This is a genomic window from Vallitaleaceae bacterium 9-2 (assembly GCA_038396585.1).
Classification (GTDB): domain Bacteria; phylum Bacillota; class Clostridia; order Lachnospirales; family Vallitaleaceae; genus UBA1351.
Genome location: CP121691.1, coordinates 1871377 through 1894206, shown reverse-complemented (window position 1 = coordinate 1894206; position 22830 = coordinate 1871377). Strand labels below are relative to the sequence as shown.

The window sequence follows — 22830 nt, the reverse complement described above, 5'->3', positions numbered from 1 at the left end:
CAGGAGGAAATTATGTCACGACAAAATGATTTAATTAAACGGATAAATTCCCATTACAACCAATTAAGTAAAGGTCAAAAGCTGCTTGCAGATTATATATCGAACCATTATGAAAAAGCGGTTTTTTTAACTGCTGCAAAATTAGGTACTATTGTTGGTGTCAGTGAGTCTACAGTGGTACGCTTTGCAAATGAATTGGGGTATGACGGATATCCAAAATTACAGCGGGCATTGGAAGAGCTGGTTAAAAACAAACTAACTTCAATTCAGCGTGTCAATGTAACCTCAGATCGCATAGATCAAGATCAAATATTAAAACATGTCTTGCATGCAGATATGGAAAAGATAAAGGTTACTTTAGAAGAAATAGATAATGATCAATTTAATAAAGCAATCGACTATATAATGGATGCCAAGACTATATATATCGTTGGCGTTCGAAGCAGTGCGTCATTAGCTGGCTTCTTAGGCTTCTATTTTAATCTTATGTTTGATAATGTAAAGTTGATCCATACCAATAGTGTCAGTGAAATGTTTGAACAGATTCATCGTATATCCGATGAGGACGTTATGATTGGCATTAGCTTTCCAAGATACTCCAAGCGAACGCTAAAAGCCATGGAATATGCACAATCAAGAAAAAGTAGTGTTATTACTATTACTGATAGTCCTATTTCTCCTATGGTTCAATTTTCAGATGTTAGTTTAGTGGCACGAAGTGAAATGGTCTCGTTTGTGGATTCTTTAGTTGCGCCGTTAAGCGTCATTAATGCTATCATTGTAGCCTTATCTATGCGTAAAAAAGATACAATTGTGGAAAGTTTGGAACGATTAGAAAATATATGGAACGAATATCAAGTGTATGAAAATGATGATGACATTAATATAAATTATAGTCTAAGACGAGAACAATAAAAGTTTGGAGAAAAACATGTATCATACAATCGTAGTTGGTGGTGGACCGGCTGGCATGATGGCGGCAATCAAGGCGTGTGATGCCGGAAAATCGGTTTTGCTCATCGAAAAAAATGAAAAACTCGGAAAAAAATTATATATCACAGGAAAAGGACGTTGTAATGTAACAAACGCAAGTGATGTAGAATATCACTTAAAGCAACAAACATGTAATGCAAAGTTTTTATATAGTGCCTTTTACTCTTTTGACAGTGCTATGGTCATGTCTTTTTTGGAAGAAGAGGGATTAGCTTTAAAAGTTGAACGTGGACAGCGCGTTTTTCCGGCAAGTGATAAATCGTCTGATGTTATAAAAGCATTAGAAAATGCGATGCGAAAAAGAGGTGTCAAAGTGATGCTTCATAGCACGGTTCAAGAACTTATGACGTCACATAACCAGATTGAAGGGGTAAAATTGTCCACAAAAGAGACACTGAATGCTCAACATGTTATCATAGCTACAGGCGGAGTATCCTACAGTATGACCGGATCAACAGGTGATGGACATACCTTTGCCAAAACATTAGGACATAAGATTGTTCCTTTGTTACAAGGGCTTGTTCCGATAGAGACTGTTGAAGAAGATATCTATGAATTGCAAGGGTTATCGCTTAAAAATGTGCGTTTAACAGCAAAAGATAGCCAAAGAGAATATTATAGTGAAATTGGAGAAATGCTGTTTACCCACTTTGGCGTTAGCGGCCCACTTGTTTTATCTGCAAGTAGTTATATAGCACGCAATATAGCGCTTAAAACAGTTGAAGTCGTTATTGACTTAAAACCTGGACTGGATAACGAAAAATTAGACAAGCGTATATTACGTGATTTTAATGAACATCAAAAAAAAGCTATTCAAAACGTTTTAAAAGGCTTGTTACCACAAAAAATGATTCCTGTCCTTTTAAAACGTTGCCAGATTGACCCTATGAAATCGATTGATCAAATTACCCGTGAAGAACGTATGATGCTTGGTCAACAGATGAAGAACTTTACGTTACATGTTAAAGCGTTTCGAAAGTTTAATGAAGCCATCATTACCCGAGGCGGAGTTGATGTTCAAGATATTAATCCTCATACCATGGAGTCAATGCATATCAAAGGTTTATATTTTGTAGGTGAAGTTTTAGATTTGGATGCGTTAACGGGAGGATTTAATCTGCAAATCGCATTTTCTACAGGTGCCTTAGCAGGCATGAGTACACTCGACTAGAAAGGAAGAACAAAAAAATGATTAGCATTCGTGGTGCCAATACAGTAAAAGAAAATACAAAAGAAGCAATTCTTGAAAGTACAAAACAATTACTGCAACAAATTATAGAACAAAATCAGTTGGACCCTTCCCAAATCGTTTCAATTATTTTTACAGCAACAAAGGATTTGACTCAAGTATATCCTGCTGTAGCTGCAAGAGAATTAGGGTTGACAGAAGCTTCATTGATTTGTTGTCAAGAAATGTATGTTGAAGGAAGTTTAAGCCAATGTATTCGTGTTCTTTTTCATGTAAACAGTGAAATAGAGCAAAACAGCGTACGACATATCTATTTGGGGGAAGCGGTTAAACTAAGACCGGATATTGCAACACCTTTAAATATCGCCATTGATGGTCCGGCTGGCGCAGGTAAAAGCACTATTGCCAAGGCCCTTGCAAAAAAAATGTCCTACATTTATGTAGATACAGGAGCTATGTACCGAGCGATAGGATACTATATATATACACATATGGGCGAAGATATACATGATGAAGAAAAGCGCAATCAATTCATTGATACGCATATCGAAAAAATCAACGTAAATATTGGGTATGAAAATGGGATGCAACAGATTTTTTTACAAGACGAAAATGTAACATCAAAAATTCGTACTCAAGAAATAGGACATATTGCCTCTATTATTTCTACGAACAAATATGTTAGACTGTTTTTAGTCAAAGAACAACAAAAATTAGCAAAGCGAAAATCTGTTGTTATGGATGGACGTGATATAGGTACACATGTACTGCCCGATGCGCCGCTTAAGATTTTTTTAACGGCAAGTGTAGACGTTCGTGCATTACGTCGATATAAAGAACTTGAAGAGAAGGGCGAAAGTCCCAACTTAGAACAAATCCAACAAGAAATTGAAGCCCGTGATTATAGGGATATGCATCGAGAGTATGCACCGCTTAAACAAGCACAGGACGCGGTTGTTATTGACACGTCGAATATGGGAATCAATGAAGTTGTTAATACCATATATGAACAAGCAAAAAAGTTAGGAATGTAAACTATGGAAATTATTGTTGCCAAAACAGCAGGGTTTTGCTTTGGTGTCAATCGAGCCGTTCAACATCTTGAAAAAATGCTTGATGAGCATACATCGCAAAATACACATATATATTCATACGGCCCGGTTATTCATAACCCTCAGGTTGTAGAACATTTTAATAATCAAGGCGTTACCATAATCCATACTCTTGACGAGTTGGATACGTATCCGCCAGGAGAGCTATTAATCCGAAGTCACGGTGTATCGGAAGAAACGATAAAGAAAATCCAAGAACGGGGATTCACCATTGTTGACAGTACCTGCCCATACGTAAAAAAAATCCATCGAATTGTTGAAAAAGCCAGCCTTTCAGGGGATGCAATCCTCATCATTGGTGATGAAAATCACCCAGAGGTCATCGGCATTGCAGGATGGGCAAAAGGAGAGGTTATTATCATCAAAGACGTGGATGAGATTGACCAAATACAATGGGATAAGAACAAGACATATACAGTTGTCGCACAGACAACGTTTAACGTAGAAAAATATAAACTTATATTAAAAAAATTGCAAAAAAAATCTATTCGTGTTATTATTAACGAGACTGTTTGCCAAGCCACTGTTATGCGGCAAAGAGAAGCCTTAGAACTTTCGGAAAAAGTCACAAAAATGATTGTAATTGGTGGCAAAAATAGTTCAAATACACAAAAGTTGTATGAAATTTGTAAGAGTCAATGTAAGGATACATATTACGTTGAAACTATAGAAGAATTAGAGTTGAATGTTTTCAAAGATAATGATATTATAGGTATTACAGCGGGAGCTTCAACTCCGAAGAACATAATCGAGGAGGTCATTTCAAATGTCAGAAATGCAAAATTTTGAACAAATGTTGGAAGATTCAATAATCCAAATTCATAGAGGAGAGATAGTAGAGGGTACTATAATTGGTGTCAATGCTGATGAGATTTATGTTAACATCGGTTATAAATCCGATGGTATCATTCCTAAAAGTGAATTTTCTAATTTTCCAACAGTCGATCTGCGAAAAGAAGTTGAAGTAGGTCAAAAAATTCGCTCTAAAGTTTTAAGAGTTAATGACGGAGAAGGACAAGTATTATTAACGTACAAGCGTCTTAAAGCAGAAGAAGGATTGAATTATGTAGAAGAACTATTTAATTCAAAAGAAGTTGTTACAGCGAAGGTGAATCTTGTACTTAAAGGTGGCTTAGTTGTCATCATTAAAGAAGTACGTGTATTTATTCCTGCGTCTCTTGTGTCCGATGAATATGTATCAGACCTTGAACAATTTAAGAATGAAGAACTATCTTTTGTTATTACTGAGTTTAACTTGAAGAAAAATCGTATTATCGGTAATCGACGTATCTTAATTGAAAAAGAAAAGAACTTAAAAATGGATGAAATATTTGAAACCATTCAAGTAGGCGATGTTATGGACGGTGTTGTTAAAAACATTACAGATTATGGCGCTTTTGTTAATGTAGGCGGCGTTGATGGTCTTGTTCACATTTCTGAATTATCATGGGGACGTATTCGTTCACCTAAAGATGTTGTTAAAGTTGGTGACGAAGTTAAAGTACGTATCTTAGATATCAATAAAGACAAAAAGAAAATTTCTCTTTCAATGAAATTCAAAGATGAAAATCCTTGGAATGATGCTGAAGAAAAATATGCTGTAGGCAATGTTGTTACTGGTCGTGTGGCTCGTATGACAGATTTCGGTGCATTTATTGAACTTGAAACAGGTGTTGATGCATTATTACATGTATCTCAAATCTCTGTTAAGCATGTTGAAAAACCTTCAGACGTATTATCTGTAGGTGAGCAAGTTACTGCAAAAGTAACAGATTTAAACTTAGACGAAAAGAAAATCAGCTTGTCTGTTAAAGAACTTGAAAAAGTTGATGAAGATGGTGCTGAAGAAGTCGTAGAAGCTGAAGAAGCAGTAGATACAGAAGAGTAATTTATAGAATTAAATATATATTAAGTATGTCATTATCTTAAGATAGTGGCATATTTTTTAGAATTAGGAGCGGAATAATGATAAAAGACTATGAACAATTTAAAGAAGCGGTTTTTAAGCTTTCAACGATTGATTTAAATGCATACAAAGAAAGGCAAATGAAGCGTCGACTCGACTCCCTAATCCGAAAAAATGGGTTTAAGGGATATGACGACTATGTAGCTGCGTTAAAATCAAATAAAGAAGTTTATGAAGAATTTATTACCTATATGACCATCAATGTTTCAGAGTTTTTTCGAAATAAAACGCAATGGGATGTATTGGAAAAACAAATTTTGCCTTATTTGTTTGAACGCTTCGGAAAAAAAATCACAATATGGTCTGCTGCATGTTCAACAGGTGATGAGCCATATTCTCTAGCGATGGTTTTGAGTAAATTTATGCCGTTAAGCAATATTAAGATTATTGCAACCGACATTGATCAACAAATTCTTTCCAAAGCTAAAGTCGGATTGTATAACGAAAAATCCATTGCCGGCGTACCTGAAGAATTTAAAAAAGAGTATTTTACCCAAGTCGGTCGGTCCTATAAAATAAACGATAATTTAAAGCGTTGCATTGAGTTTAGACAACATGACTTATTAAAAGATTCTTATCCAAAGCAGTGTGATTTGATTGTTTGTCGAAATGTCTTGATTTATTTTACGGAAGAGGCAAAAGACAAGATTTATACACGCTTTAATCAGTCGTTAAAAAAAGACGGGATATTATTTGTCGGTAGTACAGAACAAATCATTCAATCCCATCGATATAATTTTTCTTCGGACTACACATTTTTTTATAAAAAAGATGGTGAAGTCAACCGTTAAGAAAGTAAAGCTTTTAACAACGGAGTAAACACATGAGGATATATTTTTTTAAACGTATCGATTTGAATATAGGTGTGTGTTTCATCATAATCCATATGAAAAACAGTTATAGGATTTTCCGTTGTTTGTAATTGAATAATTTCTTTTTCGCTCAAAGGACATCGTACGTAGATGTCTTTTTTCTTTACGTAGGCAGTAGCTTTGGTAGCTTTCTTTTTGTATTGCTGATTGACATAATTAGCAACTGATTTGTGAATGGCATAATCTTCTACAGGCAAATAATAATATTGGGTATAATCCGAATAAAAATATTTTAAAACACCTTCATATAACATAAGAGAACATTCGATCCTATCCATATTTACATTTACCTTGCCATAAGGGGAAAAATGCTCAAACAAATAGTATCCGTGACTATCAGGCAACGATTTTGTAAGGATGATTTTATCTGTGTTTAATGTTGCACATTTCGTGGGGAGTTCCTTTGTATATGTCAATACATACAATGGATAAAAAGCATTTAAAAGATATAGTCCAATCATGTCTTGTTCATTATGTAACAATAATGCCGGGCGTAGCTGAACGTCCCCTTGGACATAACTATTAAATAATTCAATCAATTGTCCGCCATCAAAAGGGTCCGACCGCTGAAATCCCAAAAGGCGTTCAAGGGTTTTAAGCTTTAGGTTATCTGTTTTTAGCAAATGCTTATAGGGCTTTAAAGCGTGGTAATAATCAATTGATGTACATGCATCCATTTGAGTTGGAATATTATATAGTTTAAGTCGTGCGTGGATAAAAGGTAGGTCAAAACTTTGCCCGTTAAAGTGAACCAAGTAGTCATATTGGCTTAGTTTTTCGTTCAATCGATATAAAAGTTCGTATTCATCGGATGATTTATCACAAAGGTATTGCTCCAAATAAAATATTCCATCAAGCTTATAGATCAATCCGACCAAGTAAATCATATGTCGTTTTCGATCAAACCCAGTGGTTTCTATATCAATATAACAGCTATTATCAAAAAAAGATGGGATCTCTAAAATAGATTTATACTCAGTTTCATGTATTTTTTTATGAATGATTTGCATGACATATCCTTTCAAAACAACGAATAACATCTTATCTATTATACGTTGTATGATAAAAGATTTCAATGTATAATAAACAATAGAACAAAGCAGAACATTAATGAAAGTAGGTAAACTATGAATATAGCAGTCCTTGGGCCAAAGGGTACATATACAGAAAAAGCGGCCAAAGAATATATGCACTGTCAAGGGTTAAGCGGTGAATTAAATTATTACTCTTCAATGCGTAAAACATTAGATGCAATAGGAACAGAATGTACATATGGAGTTATTCCAATTGAAAATACACTGGATGGATTTGTTCAAATTATCCTAGATTTACTCACACATTCAAAACTTAAAATTATTCATGAGATTGTACTTCCTATACGTTTTGGATTTATTGCGAATACGGAAAAACTTTCTGACGTAGACCGAGTCTTTACACAATTTAAGACGCAAAATCAATGTCTGGATTTTTTGGAAAATTTTCGAGAAGATCAAATCATTACAACGCAAAGTAACTCTGCATCTTACCAAAAACTTAATGAAGGAATGCGTACAGACGGTGCAATTGTTCCAATGCATTTTTTACACCAAGATCAATCGTTTATGTTAGAGTTGGATGATGTTGCAGATTCCCTTGAAAATGAGACGCGATTTATTGTTTTGGCAACACACCATAATGAAGAAATCAACCCAAGCAAAGAATGGAAAACACTGTTGGTTATTCATGACGACCAAGATCGACCGGGTCTACTTGTAGACATTTTGAATGTCTTTGCCAAAGAACAAATAAACTTAGTATCCATTATATCACGTCCAACAAAAAAAGGACTCGGAAACTATAACTTTTTTATTGATGTAGAAGGGTGTTATCAGCGCAATGAAAAAGTTAGGGCAGCTGTTATTAAAGTAATGAATGAATATAATGTTGTTGTCCTAGGATCATATTATCGTGTCAAATAAAGGAGATATTTTGAAGCCAGAATCCATTACATCAATCAAAGAAATTTTAGCAAGGACTTCGACAGAAGAACTTGATCAGTTTATTCAGACTTACCGAGAGGATACAAGAAAGGGTGTTATTCATTTGGTAAAGCGCGCCCAAAAAGATAAGCAGGCATACATAGATGAAGTGGCGCGTGTAGAGAGTATGCTTGAATATGAACGTCAATTGCCTTTAGACTATTGTGTTGGCGGGATTGATGAAGCAGGTCGTGGGCCTTTAGCAGGACCCGTTGTCGCGGCAGTAGTTATTTTAAATCCAAAAGATCCGATATTATATATAGATGATTCTAAAAAATTAACTTCCCAAAAAAGAGATGCATTATACGAAGAAATCATCCAGCGGGCAACGGCGTATGGAATCGGCGTTGTATCAGAAGAAGATATTGATTCAATCAACATTTTGCAAGCAACCTATAAAGCAATGCAACATGCGATTAATCAGTGTCAGGTCGCACCGGATCATTTGCTTAACGATGCGGTTATCATCCCTGATGTCTCTATTCCACAGACTAAAATAATTCAAGGGGATTCCAAAAGCTTATCGATTGCGGCGGCGAGTATTTTAGCAAAAGTGACACGAGATCGTTTGATGCTTGCGTACGATGAACTCTATCCAGAGTATGGGTTTAAGAGTAACAAAGGGTACGGTTCAGCAGAGCATATTAAACAATTGAAGAACATAGGCCCATGCCCTATTCATCGAAAGAGCTTCATCAAAAATTTTGTTCATTAAGGAGTGATCTATTGCGTATTGATATTTCAAATATATTAAACCCATCGGATAAATCGAATACTTCAGCAAAAACATCAAAGACAATGGCAATGACAGGAAAATATATATTACCTGAAAAAGGGCAGATACTTGAAGGGAAAATTTTAGATATTCTACAAAGTAGAGTAACGATTCAATTATTAAACGGTCAACAGATGAGTGCAAAAATGTTAGAAGCAATGCCATTTAAAATAGGTGACAATTTATTGTTTGAAGTAAAAGATTCTACGCAGGACCAATTGACCTTAAAGCCAATCATTCAAGAGCAAACGCTTGAACTTAATAGCGCCCAAATTCTTTCTAATGCAGGTCTTGACCAAACGTCTGAAAATATGGATATTGTGAAAGCGTTATTAGAAAACAGTATGCCAGTCAATAAAGAAAGTGTTCTGCAAATGCATCGATTTGTCAAACGGTTTCCTGAAGCAAAATTAGAAACCCTGATTTTTATGGAAAAAAACGATGTCATAATTTCTAAAGAATCCATACAACATATAGATTCTTTGCTAGCGGATCAACAAAATATGTCAAAAGCATTAGCTTCCTTTAGTCAAATGGCTTCTCAGGCAATAAAAGAACCCCAGGTTTTTATGCTCTTGGAAGCACTTGTTCGAGACAATCCTTCATCGCACTTAATGCTTAAGAGCGCTTTAGCGCTTGTAGAAGGACAAGAGGTTCACCAAAACGAACCCATTCATCCACAACAGCTTGAACAGGTTGAGACGACCCTTAGACAACAGGTTCTTCCTCAACTATCCGCCAAAGACCAAACTGTGCTTTCTGACGCTTTAACTCAGTTGAAGAATGTAAAAACGCTTCAAGGATTACTAGATTTTTTTGAAGCACTTCCTATAGAAAAAGAACATATAAAGGAAACATTAGCCCAACGTCTAACAGAACAGGTGTTAAACCAAAACCTCCTTCTTGGTCGAAAAGATTTGGAACAGCATGAACGTATTTCAAAGCATTTTAATAAAGTGTATGAACGTTTAAGTGATTTGATTGAGACGGCAAGTCAACAAGAGCTCAACAGCTCTGGTGAAAAGGTCTTAAAACAGGCACAACAATTAAAGACGGGAATGGATGTTATGAATCAGCTACAGCAAAATTATCAATTCATTCATTTGCCGATTATGCTAAATCAACAATTTATTAATAGTCAACTTTATATAATGAATAAAAAAGGAACGCGAAAAAATTCAGATGAAAGAATCACTGCTTTGTTACGCCTAGATTTTAGAAATCTTGGGCATATGGATATATATATTGCAAAACACATGAAAAATGTCGATATAACATTTTATGTTGATGGACAAGATACGGAGACGTTATTGCAAGAAAATACAACGCAACTGTATAAACAACTGATTAACCAATCCTTTAATATCGTTGGGCTGGGAATACGTTTACACGATGCAGATGTACAGGAAATCCGTGAATATTTTGACCCCCAAAAAACCAAAACAGAGCCAAAGCGATTTACTTTTGATGTAAGGGCGTGATAAAATGAAACAACGAAAAAAAGCAACAGCCATTGGATACACTCCAGGCGATCAAGCACCGAATATACTTGCTAGCGGCAAGGGGATTGTTGCACAAAACATTTTGGAAAAAGCGATTGAATCGGATGTGCCCATTTATAAAGACCCCGAACTTGCTGAGGAATTAAGTCGGTTAGACCTTGGTGACCAAATACCGGAAGAACTATATCAGATTGTTGCACAGATCATGATTTTTGTTTCGGATTTAGATAAACTGAAAGATAAGATGGTGTAAAATGAACAAACGTGAATTAGGGACAATCTATGAAGAGAAAACAAGCGACTATATTAAAAACCATTCTATGAAGATTCTTGAAATGAATTATCGCTGTAAATGTGGAGAAGTCGATATTATTGCACAAGATAAAAACTATCTGGTTTTTATTGAAGTTAAATATCGAACATCACTAAATTATGGACACCCTTCTCAAGCGGTTGATTATCGTAAGCAACATAAAATCATTCAAACGGCCATTTGGTATATTAAAAACACACAAAAGTTTGATTGTCCTATTCGATTTGACGTTGCCTGTTGGATTGGCGATACATTGGAATACCATAAAGGAGCATTTGATTATCATGAATAACTTGATTGAATTTGAACTTTTTAAACAACATAAACATATAACCCATGGATATACAACACGACTAGAGGGGGCAAGTCAAGGAGCTTTTGCTTCCCTTAATATGGGGTTTAACCGAGGTGATGCAGAGGAAAATGTCATCGAAAACTACCGCCGTGTCACAAAAACATTAGGATTATCTACACAACAACTGGTTTTATCTGATCAAATACATTCAGATGTAGTTATGGCTGTAGATGAACGTCATTTAGGTATGGGAATCACCAAAAAAAGTCAGATAAAGGGCGTTGATGGACTGATGACAGATAAGCCGGGGGTTGGGCTTACGACATTTTATGCAGACTGTGTTCCTTTATTTTTTTATGATCCGATACATCAGGCCATCGCTCTAAGCCATAGTGGATGGCGAGGTACCGTAAAAAAGATTGGATTAAAAACCTTGGATCAAATGCGACAACATTATGGGACAAATCCAGAAGAAGTGCTAATAGGTATTGGTCCTGCCATTGGTCAATGTTGTTATGAAGTATCCAAAGATGTAAAAAAAGAGTTTGATTTATCCTTTAATGATGATATAATAGCAAAGATTATGTCTCCCACACCTAAGAACTCGGAAAAATATATGCTGAATTTAAAATTAGCCAATCAATTGATGTTTAAAGAAGCAGGTGTTAAGGCGTCAAATATTGAAGTGAGTTCATTATGTACATCTTGCCATGATGAATTATTTTTCTCACATCGACGCATGGGTGCATCAAGAGGAAGTCACGTTGCAATATTCGCTCTAAGATAAGAGGTGTACTATGAGCAAACATATTATCAAATCCATTGAAAAAGACAGCATTGCTGAGGAATTAGAACTTATGCCAGGTGATGAATTGATTTCAATCAATGGTCAAGAAATAGAGGATGTTCTTGATTATCGTTATATTGAAAACGATGAAGAAATAGAACTTATTGTGTATCGATCCTCAACAAACGAAGAATGGGAATTATTTATCGAAAAAGAAGCCTATGATACATTAGGTATTGAATTTGAGTCTGGTCTGATGGATGACTATAAATCCTGCCACAATAAATGTGTTTTTTGTTTTATTGATCAATTGCCTCCGGGTATGCGTGAGACAATGTATTTTAAAGATGATGATGCACGTCTGTCGTTTTTACAAGGTAACTATATTACCATGACAAATATGAAAGACAAAGATTTTCGACGCATTATTGAATATAAACTCTCTCCGATTAATATTTCGATTCATACAATGAATATGGAGCTGCGTAAAGCCATGTTGCATAATCGGTTTGCAGACAAGCTTATTGATTATATGGACCAGCTATATGCAGCCGGAATTACCATGAATGGTCAAATCGTTCTGTGCAAAGGAATCAATGATCAAGAGGAGTTGGATTATTCCATCCGTAAAATGTATCAATATGCACCACATCTTCAGAGTGTATCCATTGTACCCGTTGGTTTGTCCAAATATAGAGACCATCTGGAAAAGTTGGAGCCATTTACGTCTGAAGATGCCAAGCAAGTGGTTGAACTGGTTGAAAAGTATCAACGTCAATTTTATGAACAAAGTGGTTCACATTTTATTCATGCTGCCGATGAGTTTTATTTTTTGGCAGGTCAAGATGTTCCAAGTGAAAAGACGTATGATGGATATCTGCAATATGAAAATGGCGTAGGAATGACACGTCTATTAAAAAATGAATTTCAAGAAGCAATCAAGGGCTATAGCTTTGATGCAGAAAAAAACAATCGTTATAAAAAAATCAGTATGATCTCAGGAAAATTGTTTCAGCCAGTTATGGAACAATTTAGTATGCAGGTTCGAGATATAGAGGCGATTACAACTCAAACACAAGTTTTTGGAATTGAAAACAATTTTTTCGGACCAAGAATTACAGTGTCCGGACTTGTGACAGGACAAGATATTATTAAACAATGCGCTACATTTGATTTAGGTGAATGTGTATATATCCCTGATAATATGTTAAAATCAGATGAAGAGATTTTTTTAGATGATATTACTTTAGAAGAATTAAGTGAAGCATTAAATACAAAAGTTGTTCCCATACGTATTGATGGTACTCTATTATTTAATGTAATGACGGGTAAGGAGATTGAATATGAGTAAACCGATAGTTGCTGTGGTTGGTAGACCAAACGTTGGAAAGTCAACGCTATTTAACCGATTGGCAGGAGAGAATATTTCCATAGTAAAAGATACACCAGGTGTAACACGTGACCGTATATATGCAGATGTATCATGGTTAAACTATGATTTTACATTAATTGATACCGGAGGAATAGAACCTGATAGTCAAGATTTGATTTTGAGCCATATGCGTACTCAAGCTGAGATTGCCATTGAAACTGCCGATGTAATTATCTTTATGGTGGATGTTCAGACAGGACTTACTGATTCCGATGCAAAAGTTGCTGACATGCTTAGACGCTCAAATAAACCTATTGTTTTATGTGTTAACAAAGTAGACTCCTTTAAAAAATATCAATATGATGTTTTTGAGTTTTATAATCTTGGTTTAGGCGAACCGCATCCGGTTGCCGCATCCAATGCACAAGGACTTGGCGATATGTTGGATGCAGTTGTAGAGCACTTTATCATTGATGCTAGTGCGCAAGATGATGAAGAAGATGAAATCCCAAGCATCGCTATTGTGGGAAAACCCAATGTAGGAAAATCTTCGTTAATTAATAAGATCTTAGGCGAAAATCGATTGATTGTCAGTGATATCGCAGGAACAACACGGGATGCCATAGATACTTTGATTACCTACGATGACAAACAGTATCGCCTTATTGATACAGCGGGACTTCGTCGAAAAAATAAGATCAAAGAAGATTTGGAGCGCTATTCAATTGTTCGAACTGTAGCTAGCGTAGAAAAGTCGGATTTAGTACTTATTATGATTGATGCAACAGAAGGCATTACAGAACAAGATGCAAAAATAGCTGGAATTGCCCATGACCGAGGCAAAGGAGCCGTTATTGTTGTAAACAAATGGGATGCACTTGAAAAGGATGACAAGACAATGTATCGTTTCTTAGATTCCATTCAAACAACCCTTGCGTATATGACCTATGCACCGATTGTTTTTATATCAGCAGTGACAGGTCTTCGTATTAATAAACTCTTTGAGACAATTGATATGGTCATTCAAAATCAATCCATGCGTGTTCAAACCGGGGTTATGAATGAGATTCTTTATGATGCCATGGCAATGAATCAACCGCCTTCTGACAAAGGAAAGCGCCTTAAAATATACTATATGACACAAGTATCCATTAAGCCGCCAACATTTATTTTATTTATCAATGACAAGGAATTAATGCATTTTTCATATACACGCTATATTGAAAACCAAATTCGTGAAGCTTTTGGCTTTAAAGGAACTCCAATTCGCTTAATTGCAAGGGAACGAAAGGAGAAGTAATATGCTGCGAATAGTTGCCGTAATCCTTGGATATTTTATCGGTTGTATTAATTTTGCTTATTTAATTGGTCACTTTAAAGAACATATTGATATTCGAGAGTATGGAAGTAAAAATTCAGGTACGACAAATGCCATTCGCGTTATGGGGTGGAAACTTGGTGGATTAACCTTTATCGGTGATTTATTAAAAGCGATTGTAGCTTACTATATTATTTATCAATGGGCAGACGGAGATATATCCATAGCGATTTATGCTGGTTTAGGGGTTATCCTTGGTCATAATTGGCCGGTATTTTTGAAATTCAAAGGGGGTAAAGGTATTGCTTCAACCCTTGGGCTTATCTATGCTGTTGATTATCGCGCCGGATTGATCATGATGCTGTTGATGGCTTTAGTTATCTTTATTACAAGATATGTATCTGTAGGTTCTTTGTTGATGGCCATTCTGATGCCCGTATTATTCTATTTGTTTAAAGGAATGAATATAGAAGTTTTCGGCGTAAGTTTGACCCTCATGCTTCTGGCGATTTATCAGCATCGCGCCAACATCAAACGCTTACTTAATGGGAATGAAAATAAAATTGGACGAAGTAAAAGTAAAGAATAACGAGGTGAGAATATGAACGTAAGTATAATCGGTGCCGGAGGCTGGGGATGTGCCTTAGCAAAGGTGCTTGATGATAATCAACATACAGTGACCGTTTGGTCAAAATTTGAGGAAGAAGTTCAAGCAATACAAAAAAATAACGAAAATACAGCAAAACTTCCAGGAATTGTTTTGCCAGAGACACTACGTTATACATCGAATCTAGAAGAAGCCATCAAAGGGCAAGAGATTTTGGTGATGGCTGTTCCCTCAAGCTTTGTACGTGTGACCGCAAAAGCAATGTGTCCATTTGTAACATCAGATCAAATTATTGTCAACGTTGCTAAAGGTATTGAAGATATAAGTTTCAAAACATTAGAAGACGTCATCTTAGATGAAATTCCTCATACTGAAGTTGCTGTTTTATCTGGACCCTCTCATGCAGAAGAGGTTGCCCGCGGGATTCCGACCTCTGTTGTCGTTGGATCAAAAAGCGATGCGGTAGTAAAAAAAGTTCAAGATACCTTCATGAATGAGAATTTTCGTGTTTATGGAAGTTCTGACTTACTAGGAATAGAGCTTGGCGGCGCATTGAAAAATGTCATAGCGCTAGCGGCAGGTATTTCAGATGGTTTGGGCTATGGTGATAATACAAAAGCAGCACTCATGACTCGTGGTATTTCTGAAATCAGTCGCTTGGGTGAAAAAATGGGTGCCGATCCAATGACCTTTAATGGTCTGTCGGGTATCGGAGATTTGATTGTTACCTGTACCTCCATGCACAGTCGAAATCGACGGGCGGGAATTCTTATTGGTCAAGGCAAAACCCTTGATGAAGCACTTGAAGAAGTGAAAATGGTTGTAGAAGGGGTGTATTCAGCAAAAGCAGCATTAGGATTAGCCAAAAAATACGATGTGGATATGCCGATTATCGAAAAGGTGAATGAAGTCTTGTTTGAGCAAAGCAATCCTAAGATTGCCGTCTCTGAGCTAATGAACCGGGAAAAGAAATTTGAAAACTTGTAATATCATATGAATTATGATATAATGTAGCAGATAAGTGATTAATGCGAAAGGAGTGGACATATGTCCACTCTTTTATTTGCAGAAGGAAAGGATGTGTTGCTATGGCATCGAAGGATTCAGTCGAAAAGATAACGTATAAACTTCTTGAGCCTATTCTACAAGAGAACGGATTTGAATGTGTAGATGTTGAGTATATCAAAGAAGCGAATCAATGGTATTTGAGAGTATACCTGGACAAACCTGAAGGTATCACAGTAAATGACTGTGAGCTCGTTAGCCGAGCATTAGAAAAGAAGCTGGATGTAAAAGATCCAATCAAAGACCCTTATATTTTGGAGGTGAGTTCTCCAGGACTAGATCGCCCTTTAAAAAAAGACAAAGATTTTGAAAGGCATCTAGGAGATATGGTAGAGCTCAAACTTTATAAAGCGATCGACAAAAACAAAGAATTTTCAGGTGAACTCATAGCTTATGATGACGAAACAGTAACGATTGATATCGAAGGAAATGCACAAGCTTTCCCAAGAAAAGATATTGCAATCATACGCCTAGCAATCATCTTTTAAGGTAGGTTTAAGGAGGATAAAACAATGAATGCTGAATTCATTCAAGCATTGGAACAAATTGAAAAAGAAAAAAATATTAGCAAAGAGGTTTTGCTGGAAGCAATTGAAAACTCTTTGCTAACAGCTTGTAAGAACCATTTTGGGACGTCCCAAAATATTCAAGTGACTATTGACAAAGAAAAGGGCAATGTTATTGTTCTTGCTGAAAAAGAAGTTGTCGAAAATGTAGAACATAAAGAATTGCAAATTTCTTTAGCCGAGGCAAGAGAAATTGATGCAAATCTTGATGTCGAAGACCATGTCCAAATTGAGGTAACACCTAAGGATTTTGGAAGAATTGCGGCACAAAAGGCAAAACAAGTTGTCGTGCAAAAAATTCGTGAAGCTGAACGTGATTTGCTATTAAATTCTTATCAAGAAAAAGAAAAAGAAGTGGTGACTGGAATTATCCAACGCAGCGTCAAAGACAGTGTTATCGTAAATCTTGGGAAAATTGATGCAATCCTTGCTGACAAAGAGCAAGTTCCAGGTGAGACTTATTCAATTAATGAACGAATTAAAGTCTATGTAATTGAAGTAAAGTCAGGGACAAAAGGACCTAAAATATATGTATCAAGAACTCACCCGGATTTAGTCAAACGCCTTTTTGAAAGCGAAGTTCCGGAAGTTCATGATGGAACTGTTGAAATCAAGTCAATATCTAGAGAAGCAGGTTCACGAACAAAAATTGCAGTGTATTCTACAAAGGATGAAGTCGATCCTGTCGGTTCATGTGTTGGGCATAATGGTTCAAGAGTCAGTATAATTGTTGATGAATTAAATGGTGAAAAAATTGATATTATTCCTTGGAATGATAATATGGCTGAATTTATCGCCGCATCCCTTAGTCCTTCTAAAGTCGTTCAAGTTGCGGTTAATAAGGCGGAAAAAAGTGCGAAAGTCATCGTTCCGGATTATCAATTATCCCTTGCCATCGGTAAGGAAGGTCAAAATGCTCGTCTGGCGGCAAAGTTGACCGGATATCGTATTGATATAAAAAGTGAAACGCAGGCAAAAGAAATCGGATTTATCACAGAAGAAGATTTAGATAATCCAGAAATATTATTTTTGAGTGCGAATAGCAGACAAGACGTTGAAGTAGAAATCAATCCATTTGATGAATCATTATTTGAGGAGTAATTATGACCAAGAAGAAGCCATTACGTAAATGTACAGGATGTCAAGAGTTAAAAGATAAGCGCGAGATGCTACGTGTCGTTCGAACGTCCGAGGGCGATTTTTTAATCGATGTTTCCGGCAAAGCGAATGGTCGAGGCGCATATATCTGTAAGTCCAAAGAATGTTTGGAAAAATCTTTGAAAAACAAAGGACTGGAACGTTCATTTAAGTGTAAAATCCCTCAAGAGATTGGTGAAAATCTAAAGGAGGCGCTAGATAAACTTGAATAAGACCTTAAATATGATTGGATTATGTCAAAAAGCAGGAAAAATCGCTTCTGGAGAATTTTCTGTTGAGACAGCAATAAAAGCAGGTCATGCTCACCTGGTTGTTATTGCCGATAATGCATCAGATAATACAAAAAAGAAATTTGTGAATATGTGTAACTATAGACAAATCCCCTATATCATAGCATTTGATAAAGAGGAATTAGGTCATGCAATCGGAAAGCAGTTTCGTGCGACGATTTGTGTTACAGATGAACAATTTGCAATGAGCATTGAAAAAACATGGAGGTGAAAGGATGTCAAAAAGACGTGTACACGAGATAGCAAAAGATCTGGGAATAGATTCAAAAGATCTAATCAACACGCTAAAAGACTTTGATATACCCGTAAAAAATCATATGAGTTCGATAAAAGAAGAAGATCAAAAAATTGTTATCGAATATTATAATGAAGATGAAACAAAAAATGAATCGAATAAGGTGGGTCAAAATATAGAACCTAAAAAAGAAGTTTCGACAAAAAACACACAAACTACAACTAAAACAACAGGCAAACAAGTAAAGCAAAATACCTCAGCCGATGAAGCGCCAAACAAAAAACAAAAGACATCAAAAAAACATCGTAAAGAAGTTGAAGTTGAAGAAAAAGAAGACGTTATCTACATCGGAGAAGAAATTTCTGTAAAAGCATTGGCTGAAAAAATCGAGTGCCCCATATCAGAGATTGTAAAATATCTTATGTTAAAAGGAATTATGGCGACTGCCAATCAAGAGATTAATTTTGATTTAGCCGTTGAAATCGGACTAGAGTATGAAGTTCTGATTGAAAAAGAACAAGAGAAGGATTTTATTGAAGAATTTTTCGCTGAAGATGATATCGATGACGAAAAAGATTTAGTGAAACGTCCTCCGGTTGTTGTCGTTATGGGACATGTTGACCATGGGAAGACTTCTCTTCTAGATGCCATCCGAAAAGCACGCGTTACCGAAGGCGAGCATGGTGGTATTACACAACATATCGGTGCATATTCTGTTGAATTAAATAATGAAAAGATTACATTTTTAGATACACCAGGACATGAAGCTTTTACAGCCATGCGTCTACGTGGTGCAATGGCTACGGATATCGCTATTTTAGTTGTTGCAGCTGATGATGGTGTTATGCCACAAACGGTTGAAGCGATTAACCATGCAAAAGCAGCCGGTGTACAAATTATTGTTGCCATTAATAAAATTGACAAAGAAGGCGCAAATCCAGATCGAGTAAAACAAGAGCTTATTGAATATGGTCTTGTAACAGAAGATTGGGGAGGAGATACAATTTGTGTTCATGTATCTGCGATTCAGCATACTGGAATTGATCAACTTCTGGAAATGATTCTTCTCGTTGCAGAATTGGGTGAACTCAAAGCTAATCCAAAACGTGCGGCTCGTGGAACGATTGTAGAAGCTCAACTTGATAAAGGACGAGGACCTGTTGCTACAGTCTTGGTACAAAACGGAACCTTAAAAATTGGTGATTCAATTTTAGCTGGTACAACACATGGTAGAGTACGAGCGATGATTAACGATCAAGGTAAGCGTGTACGAACTGCAGGACCTTCAACTCCGGTTGAGATTCTAGGTCTTAGCGAAGTTCCTTCTGCAGGAGAAGCTTTCTATCAAACCAATAACGAACGTGAAGCACGACAGTTATCTGAGCGTCTCCAATCAAATGTTCGTGAAAAAATGATACAAAACACACCTCAAAAAGTAACTTTAGATGATTTGTTCCATCAAATTCATGAAGGTGAAATGAAAGAACTTAAATTAATTGTAAAAGCGGATGTTCAAGGTTCTGTTGAAGCCGTAAAACAAAGTTTAATGAAGCTTTCAAACGAGGAAGTAATAATAAATATTATCCATGGTGGAGTAGGTGCCATTAATGAATCGGATGTAATGTTAGCGAGTGCATCCAACGCCATCATAATAGGATTTAATGTCCGACCGGAGTCAAATGCAAAAATTACTGCAGACCGTGAAAAAATTGATGTTCGTCTATACCGCGTTATATACAATGCAATTGAAGACATTGAACTTGCAATGAAGGGAATGCTTGACCCGATTTATGAAGAAAAAGTTATTGGACATGCAGAAGTTCGTGATACCTTTAAAGTATCCAATGTCGGTACAATAGCTGGTTCCTATGTAACGGACGGGAAAATCCAACGAAACTGTCAAGTACGTCTTGTACGTGATGGAATTGTATTATTTGAAGGTGCCCTAGCGTCATTAAAACGTTTTAAAGATGATGCAAAAGAAGTAGCGACAGGCTATGAATGTGGTATCATGCTAGAAAAATACAATGATATAAAAACAGGTGATGTCATCGAAGCCTTTATCATGGAAGAAATACCAAGATAACGATTTGAAGTTAAGAAGGTGATAATTATGAAAAAAAACAGCAACCGAATTATACGAATCAATGAAGAAATTAAGCATGAAATCAGTGCGATTATCCGTAACGGATTAAAAGACCCGCGGGTTGACACACTAACGAGTATTGTCCATGTGGATACTACACCTGATTTAAAGTTTTGCAAAGTGCATTTTAGTACGCTTGGTGATGAAACAAAACATCAAGAGACTTTGGAAGGCTTGAAAAATTCAGCTGGATTTATTCGTCGTCAGTTGGCACAAAAAGTCAACTTAAGGAATACTCCGGAATTGATTTTTGTCATTGACCATTCAATTGAATATGGCGTTAAGATGAGCAAATTAATTGATGAAGTCAATCATCACGATGAAGACTAAGAGCAGGTGATAAAATGAACTACGTTGATTTAACTACGCACTTGTCAATGGATGAGCATGTCTATATTACAGGGCATATTCATCCTGATGGCGATTGTATTGGAGCTGCTTTGGCAATGTATCATCTCTTAGATCATACAGGATATCGTGTAAGCGTTGTGCTTGAAAATAGGCCGCGAGGCTATGATTTTTTAAAGGGCTATGCTGATATTATCACTCAAGAGGAATATCAGCAGAACAAAGAAAGTCTCCTTAATGCTCCATATCAACTTATTGTTGTTGATTCAGGAGACTTAAGTCGAATTGAACCTTTCCTTGAGCTTTTTAATAAAGCAACATGTACGTTTAACATTGATCATCATAGCAGCAACACACATTTTGGTGATTATCAACATGTCGATGTCGATGCAAGTTCTACTTGCGAAGTCATCGGAATGATGCTTAATCTAGATAAAAATGGCACCATTCAAGATTTGAACGTAGCAACAGCACTGTACACAGGGATTATCTACGATACAGGACTTTTTAAACATGACTGTACCCGTAAAGAAACCCATCTTATAGCGGCTAAACTAGTTGATGGTGGCGTCGATCAAACATTTTTGATCAATAAGCTATATTTTACCAAAACCCTAAAATCTTTAAAGGCACTTGAAATAGCACTCTCTAATATTCAAGCTATACAACAAGGACATATTGTCTTAACATACATCTCCCATGAACAGATGTGTGAACATGCTCTTGAAAAAAGTGATACAGAGTCGATTGTAAATCAGCTTATTGAAGTTGATACCGCTAAGGTTAGTTGCTTTATTTTAGGATTAGATTATAATAAATATAAGATTAGCTTTCGTTCGAATTCAAGCATTAATGTGTGTGAAATTGCACAAAAATATCAAGGTGGTGGGCATGTGAAAGCCGCCGGATGTTCAATAGACGGACAATTAGATGATATTATCAAGTTATTTACAAGAGAGTTGGTTGATGCATATGAACGGAATTCTTAATGTATACAAAGATAAAGGCATGACCTCTTTTGATGTTGTTGCACAACTACGACGTATCTTAAATATTCGTCGCATCGGTCACACAGGAACACTTGATCCGGATGCGACGGGTGTTTTACCTATTTGTGTAGGTAAAGCAACAAAAGTCGTTGATTTACTAACAAATATGAATAAGACCTATCGCGCAACATTAGAGCTAGGCATAGAAACAGACACTCAAGATATAAGCGGAACAGTTCTTCATCAGTATCATGGAGAGATATCTGTTGATGATGCAAAAGTACACGAAGTTTTGATGACTTTTTTAGGAGAGTATATGCAAGTACCTCCGATGTATTCTGCCATAAAAAAAGATGGTAAACGCTTATATGAATTGGCACGACAAGGAATTGAAGTTGAACGTGAACCTCGTTTAGTACACATCTTCCAGATTGAACAGTTTACTTCCTTAGGGAACCATTGCTATCGTTTTGATGTGACATGTTCAAAAGGAACGTACATTCGAACGTTAATCCACGACCTCGGACAAAAACTAGGTTATGGAGCATGTATGACTGAGCTGATTAGAACCCGTGTTGGCGAGTTTAACATTAACGATGCATTACATATAGAGGCGATTAAGCAAGCCATGCTTGAGCAACAGTTAACGACAAAGCTTTATTCCATTGAATCCTTATTTGACGAATGCCCTAAGATTATTGTATCATCAGAATATGATGCGTGCATTCATAACGGAAACAAACTTTCAAACGTGTTCGTCAATCAACAAGTAGCACTCAACACGATTGATATAACCAAGAATAAAAGGTATCGACTTTATGATTCAAATGAACGTTTTGTCGGTCTTTATGTTATAGATGAACAGAATGACACTCCAATATTAAGAGTTGAAAAAATGTTTTACTAGTGAGGTA

At 36.2% G+C, this 22830-nt stretch carries 25 protein-coding genes and 1 pseudogene; 25 read left to right on the top strand and 1 reads right to left on the bottom strand.

Annotation, left to right across the window (positions count from 1 at the left end):
• The first annotated feature begins 12 nt into the window (after positions 1–12).
• The 7 genes and pseudogenes from QBE53_09025 to QBE53_08995 all read left to right on the top strand — a co-directional run bounded on the left by QBE53_09025 (position 13) and on the right by QBE53_08995 (position 6051).
• Positions 13–915 (top strand): MurR/RpiR family transcriptional regulator, encoded by a 903-nt coding sequence (locus QBE53_09025; GenBank protein WZL83234.1) that lies wholly within the window; start codon positions 13–15, stop codon positions 913–915.
• A 16-nt stretch (positions 916–931) separates the two neighbouring features.
• Complete coding sequence (locus QBE53_09020) at positions 932–2164, top strand: NAD(P)/FAD-dependent oxidoreductase (protein WZL83233.1); 1233 nt, start codon at positions 932–934, stop codon at positions 2162–2164.
• Positions 2165–2181: 17 nt separating this feature from the next.
• A pseudogene (gene aroH / locus QBE53_09015) lies at positions 2182–2517 on the top strand (chorismate mutase).
• Between the two features lie 9 nt (positions 2518–2526).
• A complete protein-coding gene (gene cmk / locus QBE53_09010; GenBank protein ID WZL83288.1) occupies positions 2527–3216 on the top strand; it encodes a (d)CMP kinase in 690 nt (229 codons plus the stop codon).
• A gap of 3 nt (positions 3217–3219) precedes the next feature.
• Positions 3220–4083 carry a 4-hydroxy-3-methylbut-2-enyl diphosphate reductase gene (gene ispH / locus QBE53_09005; protein ID WZL83232.1) on the top strand — a complete coding sequence of 288 codons (864 nt, stop codon included), beginning with the start codon at positions 3220–3222 and terminating at the stop codon, positions 4081–4083.
• A complete protein-coding gene (gene rpsA, locus QBE53_09000; protein ID WZL83231.1) occupies positions 4061–5182 on the top strand; it encodes a 30S ribosomal protein S1 in 1122 nt (373 codons plus the stop codon). Before ispH ends, rpsA begins: the two co-directional genes overlap by 23 nt.
• A 77-nt stretch (positions 5183–5259) precedes the next feature.
• Positions 5260–6051, top strand: a complete 792-nt coding sequence (locus QBE53_08995; GenBank protein WZL83230.1) for a protein-glutamate O-methyltransferase CheR — start codon at positions 5260–5262, stop codon at positions 6049–6051.
• Here QBE53_08995 and QBE53_08990 read toward each other — a convergent pair.
• The gene (locus QBE53_08990; protein ID WZL83229.1) at positions 6048–7142 is read right to left on the bottom strand and encodes a ribonuclease H-like domain-containing protein; all 1095 of its coding nucleotides are present in this window, start codon (positions 7140–7142) and stop codon (positions 6048–6050) included. The two genes, QBE53_08995 and QBE53_08990, sit on opposite strands and share 4 nt — an antisense overlap.
• A 117-nt stretch (positions 7143–7259) precedes the next feature.
• On the opposite strand from QBE53_08990, the gene QBE53_08985 reads away from it, so the two are divergent.
• The 18 genes from QBE53_08985 (at position 7260) to truB (ending at position 22823) form a co-directional block, all read left to right on the top strand.
• Positions 7260–8090: a prephenate dehydratase domain-containing protein gene (locus tag QBE53_08985; protein WZL83228.1), complete on the top strand. Its 831-nt coding sequence runs from the start codon at positions 7260–7262 to the stop codon at positions 8088–8090.
• Positions 8091–8124: 34 nt separating this feature from the next.
• A complete protein-coding gene (locus QBE53_08980; GenBank protein WZL83287.1) occupies positions 8125–8865 on the top strand; it encodes a ribonuclease HII in 741 nt (246 codons plus the stop codon).
• A gap of 11 nt (positions 8866–8876) precedes the next feature.
• On the top strand, positions 8877–10406 hold the full coding sequence (locus tag QBE53_08975; protein WZL83227.1) for a flagellar hook-length control protein FliK: 1530 nt from the start codon (positions 8877–8879) through the stop codon (positions 10404–10406).
• 4 nt (positions 10407–10410) lie between these two features.
• Positions 10411–10680: an EscU/YscU/HrcU family type III secretion system export apparatus switch protein gene (locus QBE53_08970; protein ID WZL83226.1), complete on the top strand. Its 270-nt coding sequence runs from the start codon at positions 10411–10413 to the stop codon at positions 10678–10680.
• Between the two features lies 1 nt (position 10681).
• On the top strand, positions 10682–11032 hold the full coding sequence (locus tag QBE53_08965) for a YraN family protein (protein WZL83225.1): 351 nt from the start codon (positions 10682–10684) through the stop codon (positions 11030–11032).
• Entirely contained in the window at positions 11025–11822 is a 798-nt protein-coding gene (gene pgeF, locus QBE53_08960; protein WZL83224.1) for a peptidoglycan editing factor PgeF, read from the top strand. The genes QBE53_08965 and pgeF overlap by 8 nt, the downstream gene beginning before the upstream one ends.
• Before the next feature lie 10 nt (positions 11823–11832).
• Positions 11833–13173, top strand: a complete 1341-nt coding sequence (locus tag QBE53_08955; protein ID WZL83223.1) for a DUF512 domain-containing protein — start codon at positions 11833–11835, stop codon at positions 13171–13173.
• A complete protein-coding gene (gene der / locus QBE53_08950; protein WZL83222.1) occupies positions 13166–14494 on the top strand; it encodes a ribosome biogenesis GTPase Der in 1329 nt (442 codons plus the stop codon). Before QBE53_08955 ends, der begins: the two co-directional genes overlap by 8 nt.
• 1 nt (position 14495) lies before the next feature.
• Positions 14496–15101 carry a glycerol-3-phosphate 1-O-acyltransferase PlsY gene (gene plsY / locus QBE53_08945; protein ID WZL83221.1) on the top strand — a complete coding sequence of 202 codons (606 nt, stop codon included), beginning with the start codon at positions 14496–14498 and terminating at the stop codon, positions 15099–15101.
• Positions 15102–15113: 12 nt separating this feature from the next.
• The gene (locus tag QBE53_08940) at positions 15114–16106 is read left to right on the top strand and encodes an NAD(P)H-dependent glycerol-3-phosphate dehydrogenase (GenBank protein ID WZL83220.1); all 993 of its coding nucleotides are present in this window, start codon (positions 15114–15116) and stop codon (positions 16104–16106) included.
• 101 nt (positions 16107–16207) lie between these two features.
• Positions 16208–16672, top strand: a complete 465-nt coding sequence (gene rimP, locus QBE53_08935) for a ribosome maturation factor RimP (GenBank protein ID WZL83219.1) — start codon at positions 16208–16210, stop codon at positions 16670–16672.
• 24 nt (positions 16673–16696) lie between these two features.
• Complete coding sequence (gene nusA, locus QBE53_08930; GenBank protein WZL83218.1) at positions 16697–17851, top strand: transcription termination factor NusA; 1155 nt, start codon at positions 16697–16699, stop codon at positions 17849–17851.
• A gap of 2 nt (positions 17852–17853) precedes the next feature.
• Positions 17854–18120 (top strand): YlxR family protein, encoded by a 267-nt coding sequence (locus tag QBE53_08925; GenBank protein ID WZL83217.1) that lies wholly within the window; start codon positions 17854–17856, stop codon positions 18118–18120.
• Positions 18107–18409 (top strand): L7Ae/L30e/S12e/Gadd45 family ribosomal protein, encoded by a 303-nt coding sequence (locus tag QBE53_08920; GenBank protein ID WZL83286.1) that lies wholly within the window; start codon positions 18107–18109, stop codon positions 18407–18409. The genes QBE53_08925 and QBE53_08920 overlap by 14 nt, the downstream gene beginning before the upstream one ends.
• 4 nt (positions 18410–18413) lie before the next feature.
• Positions 18414–20519, top strand: a complete 2106-nt coding sequence (infB, locus tag QBE53_08915) for a translation initiation factor IF-2 (GenBank protein WZL83216.1) — start codon at positions 18414–18416, stop codon at positions 20517–20519.
• A 27-nt stretch (positions 20520–20546) separates the two neighbouring features.
• Positions 20547–20909 carry a 30S ribosome-binding factor RbfA gene (gene rbfA / locus QBE53_08910; protein ID WZL83215.1) on the top strand — a complete coding sequence of 121 codons (363 nt, stop codon included), beginning with the start codon at positions 20547–20549 and terminating at the stop codon, positions 20907–20909.
• A gap of 14 nt (positions 20910–20923) precedes the next feature.
• Positions 20924–21916, top strand: a complete 993-nt coding sequence (locus QBE53_08905; GenBank protein WZL83214.1) for a bifunctional oligoribonuclease/PAP phosphatase NrnA — start codon at positions 20924–20926, stop codon at positions 21914–21916.
• Positions 21894–22823 (top strand): tRNA pseudouridine(55) synthase TruB, encoded by a 930-nt coding sequence (gene truB, locus QBE53_08900; protein ID WZL83213.1) that lies wholly within the window; start codon positions 21894–21896, stop codon positions 22821–22823. The genes QBE53_08905 and truB overlap by 23 nt, the downstream gene beginning before the upstream one ends.
• Positions 22824–22830: the final 7 nt, after the last annotated feature.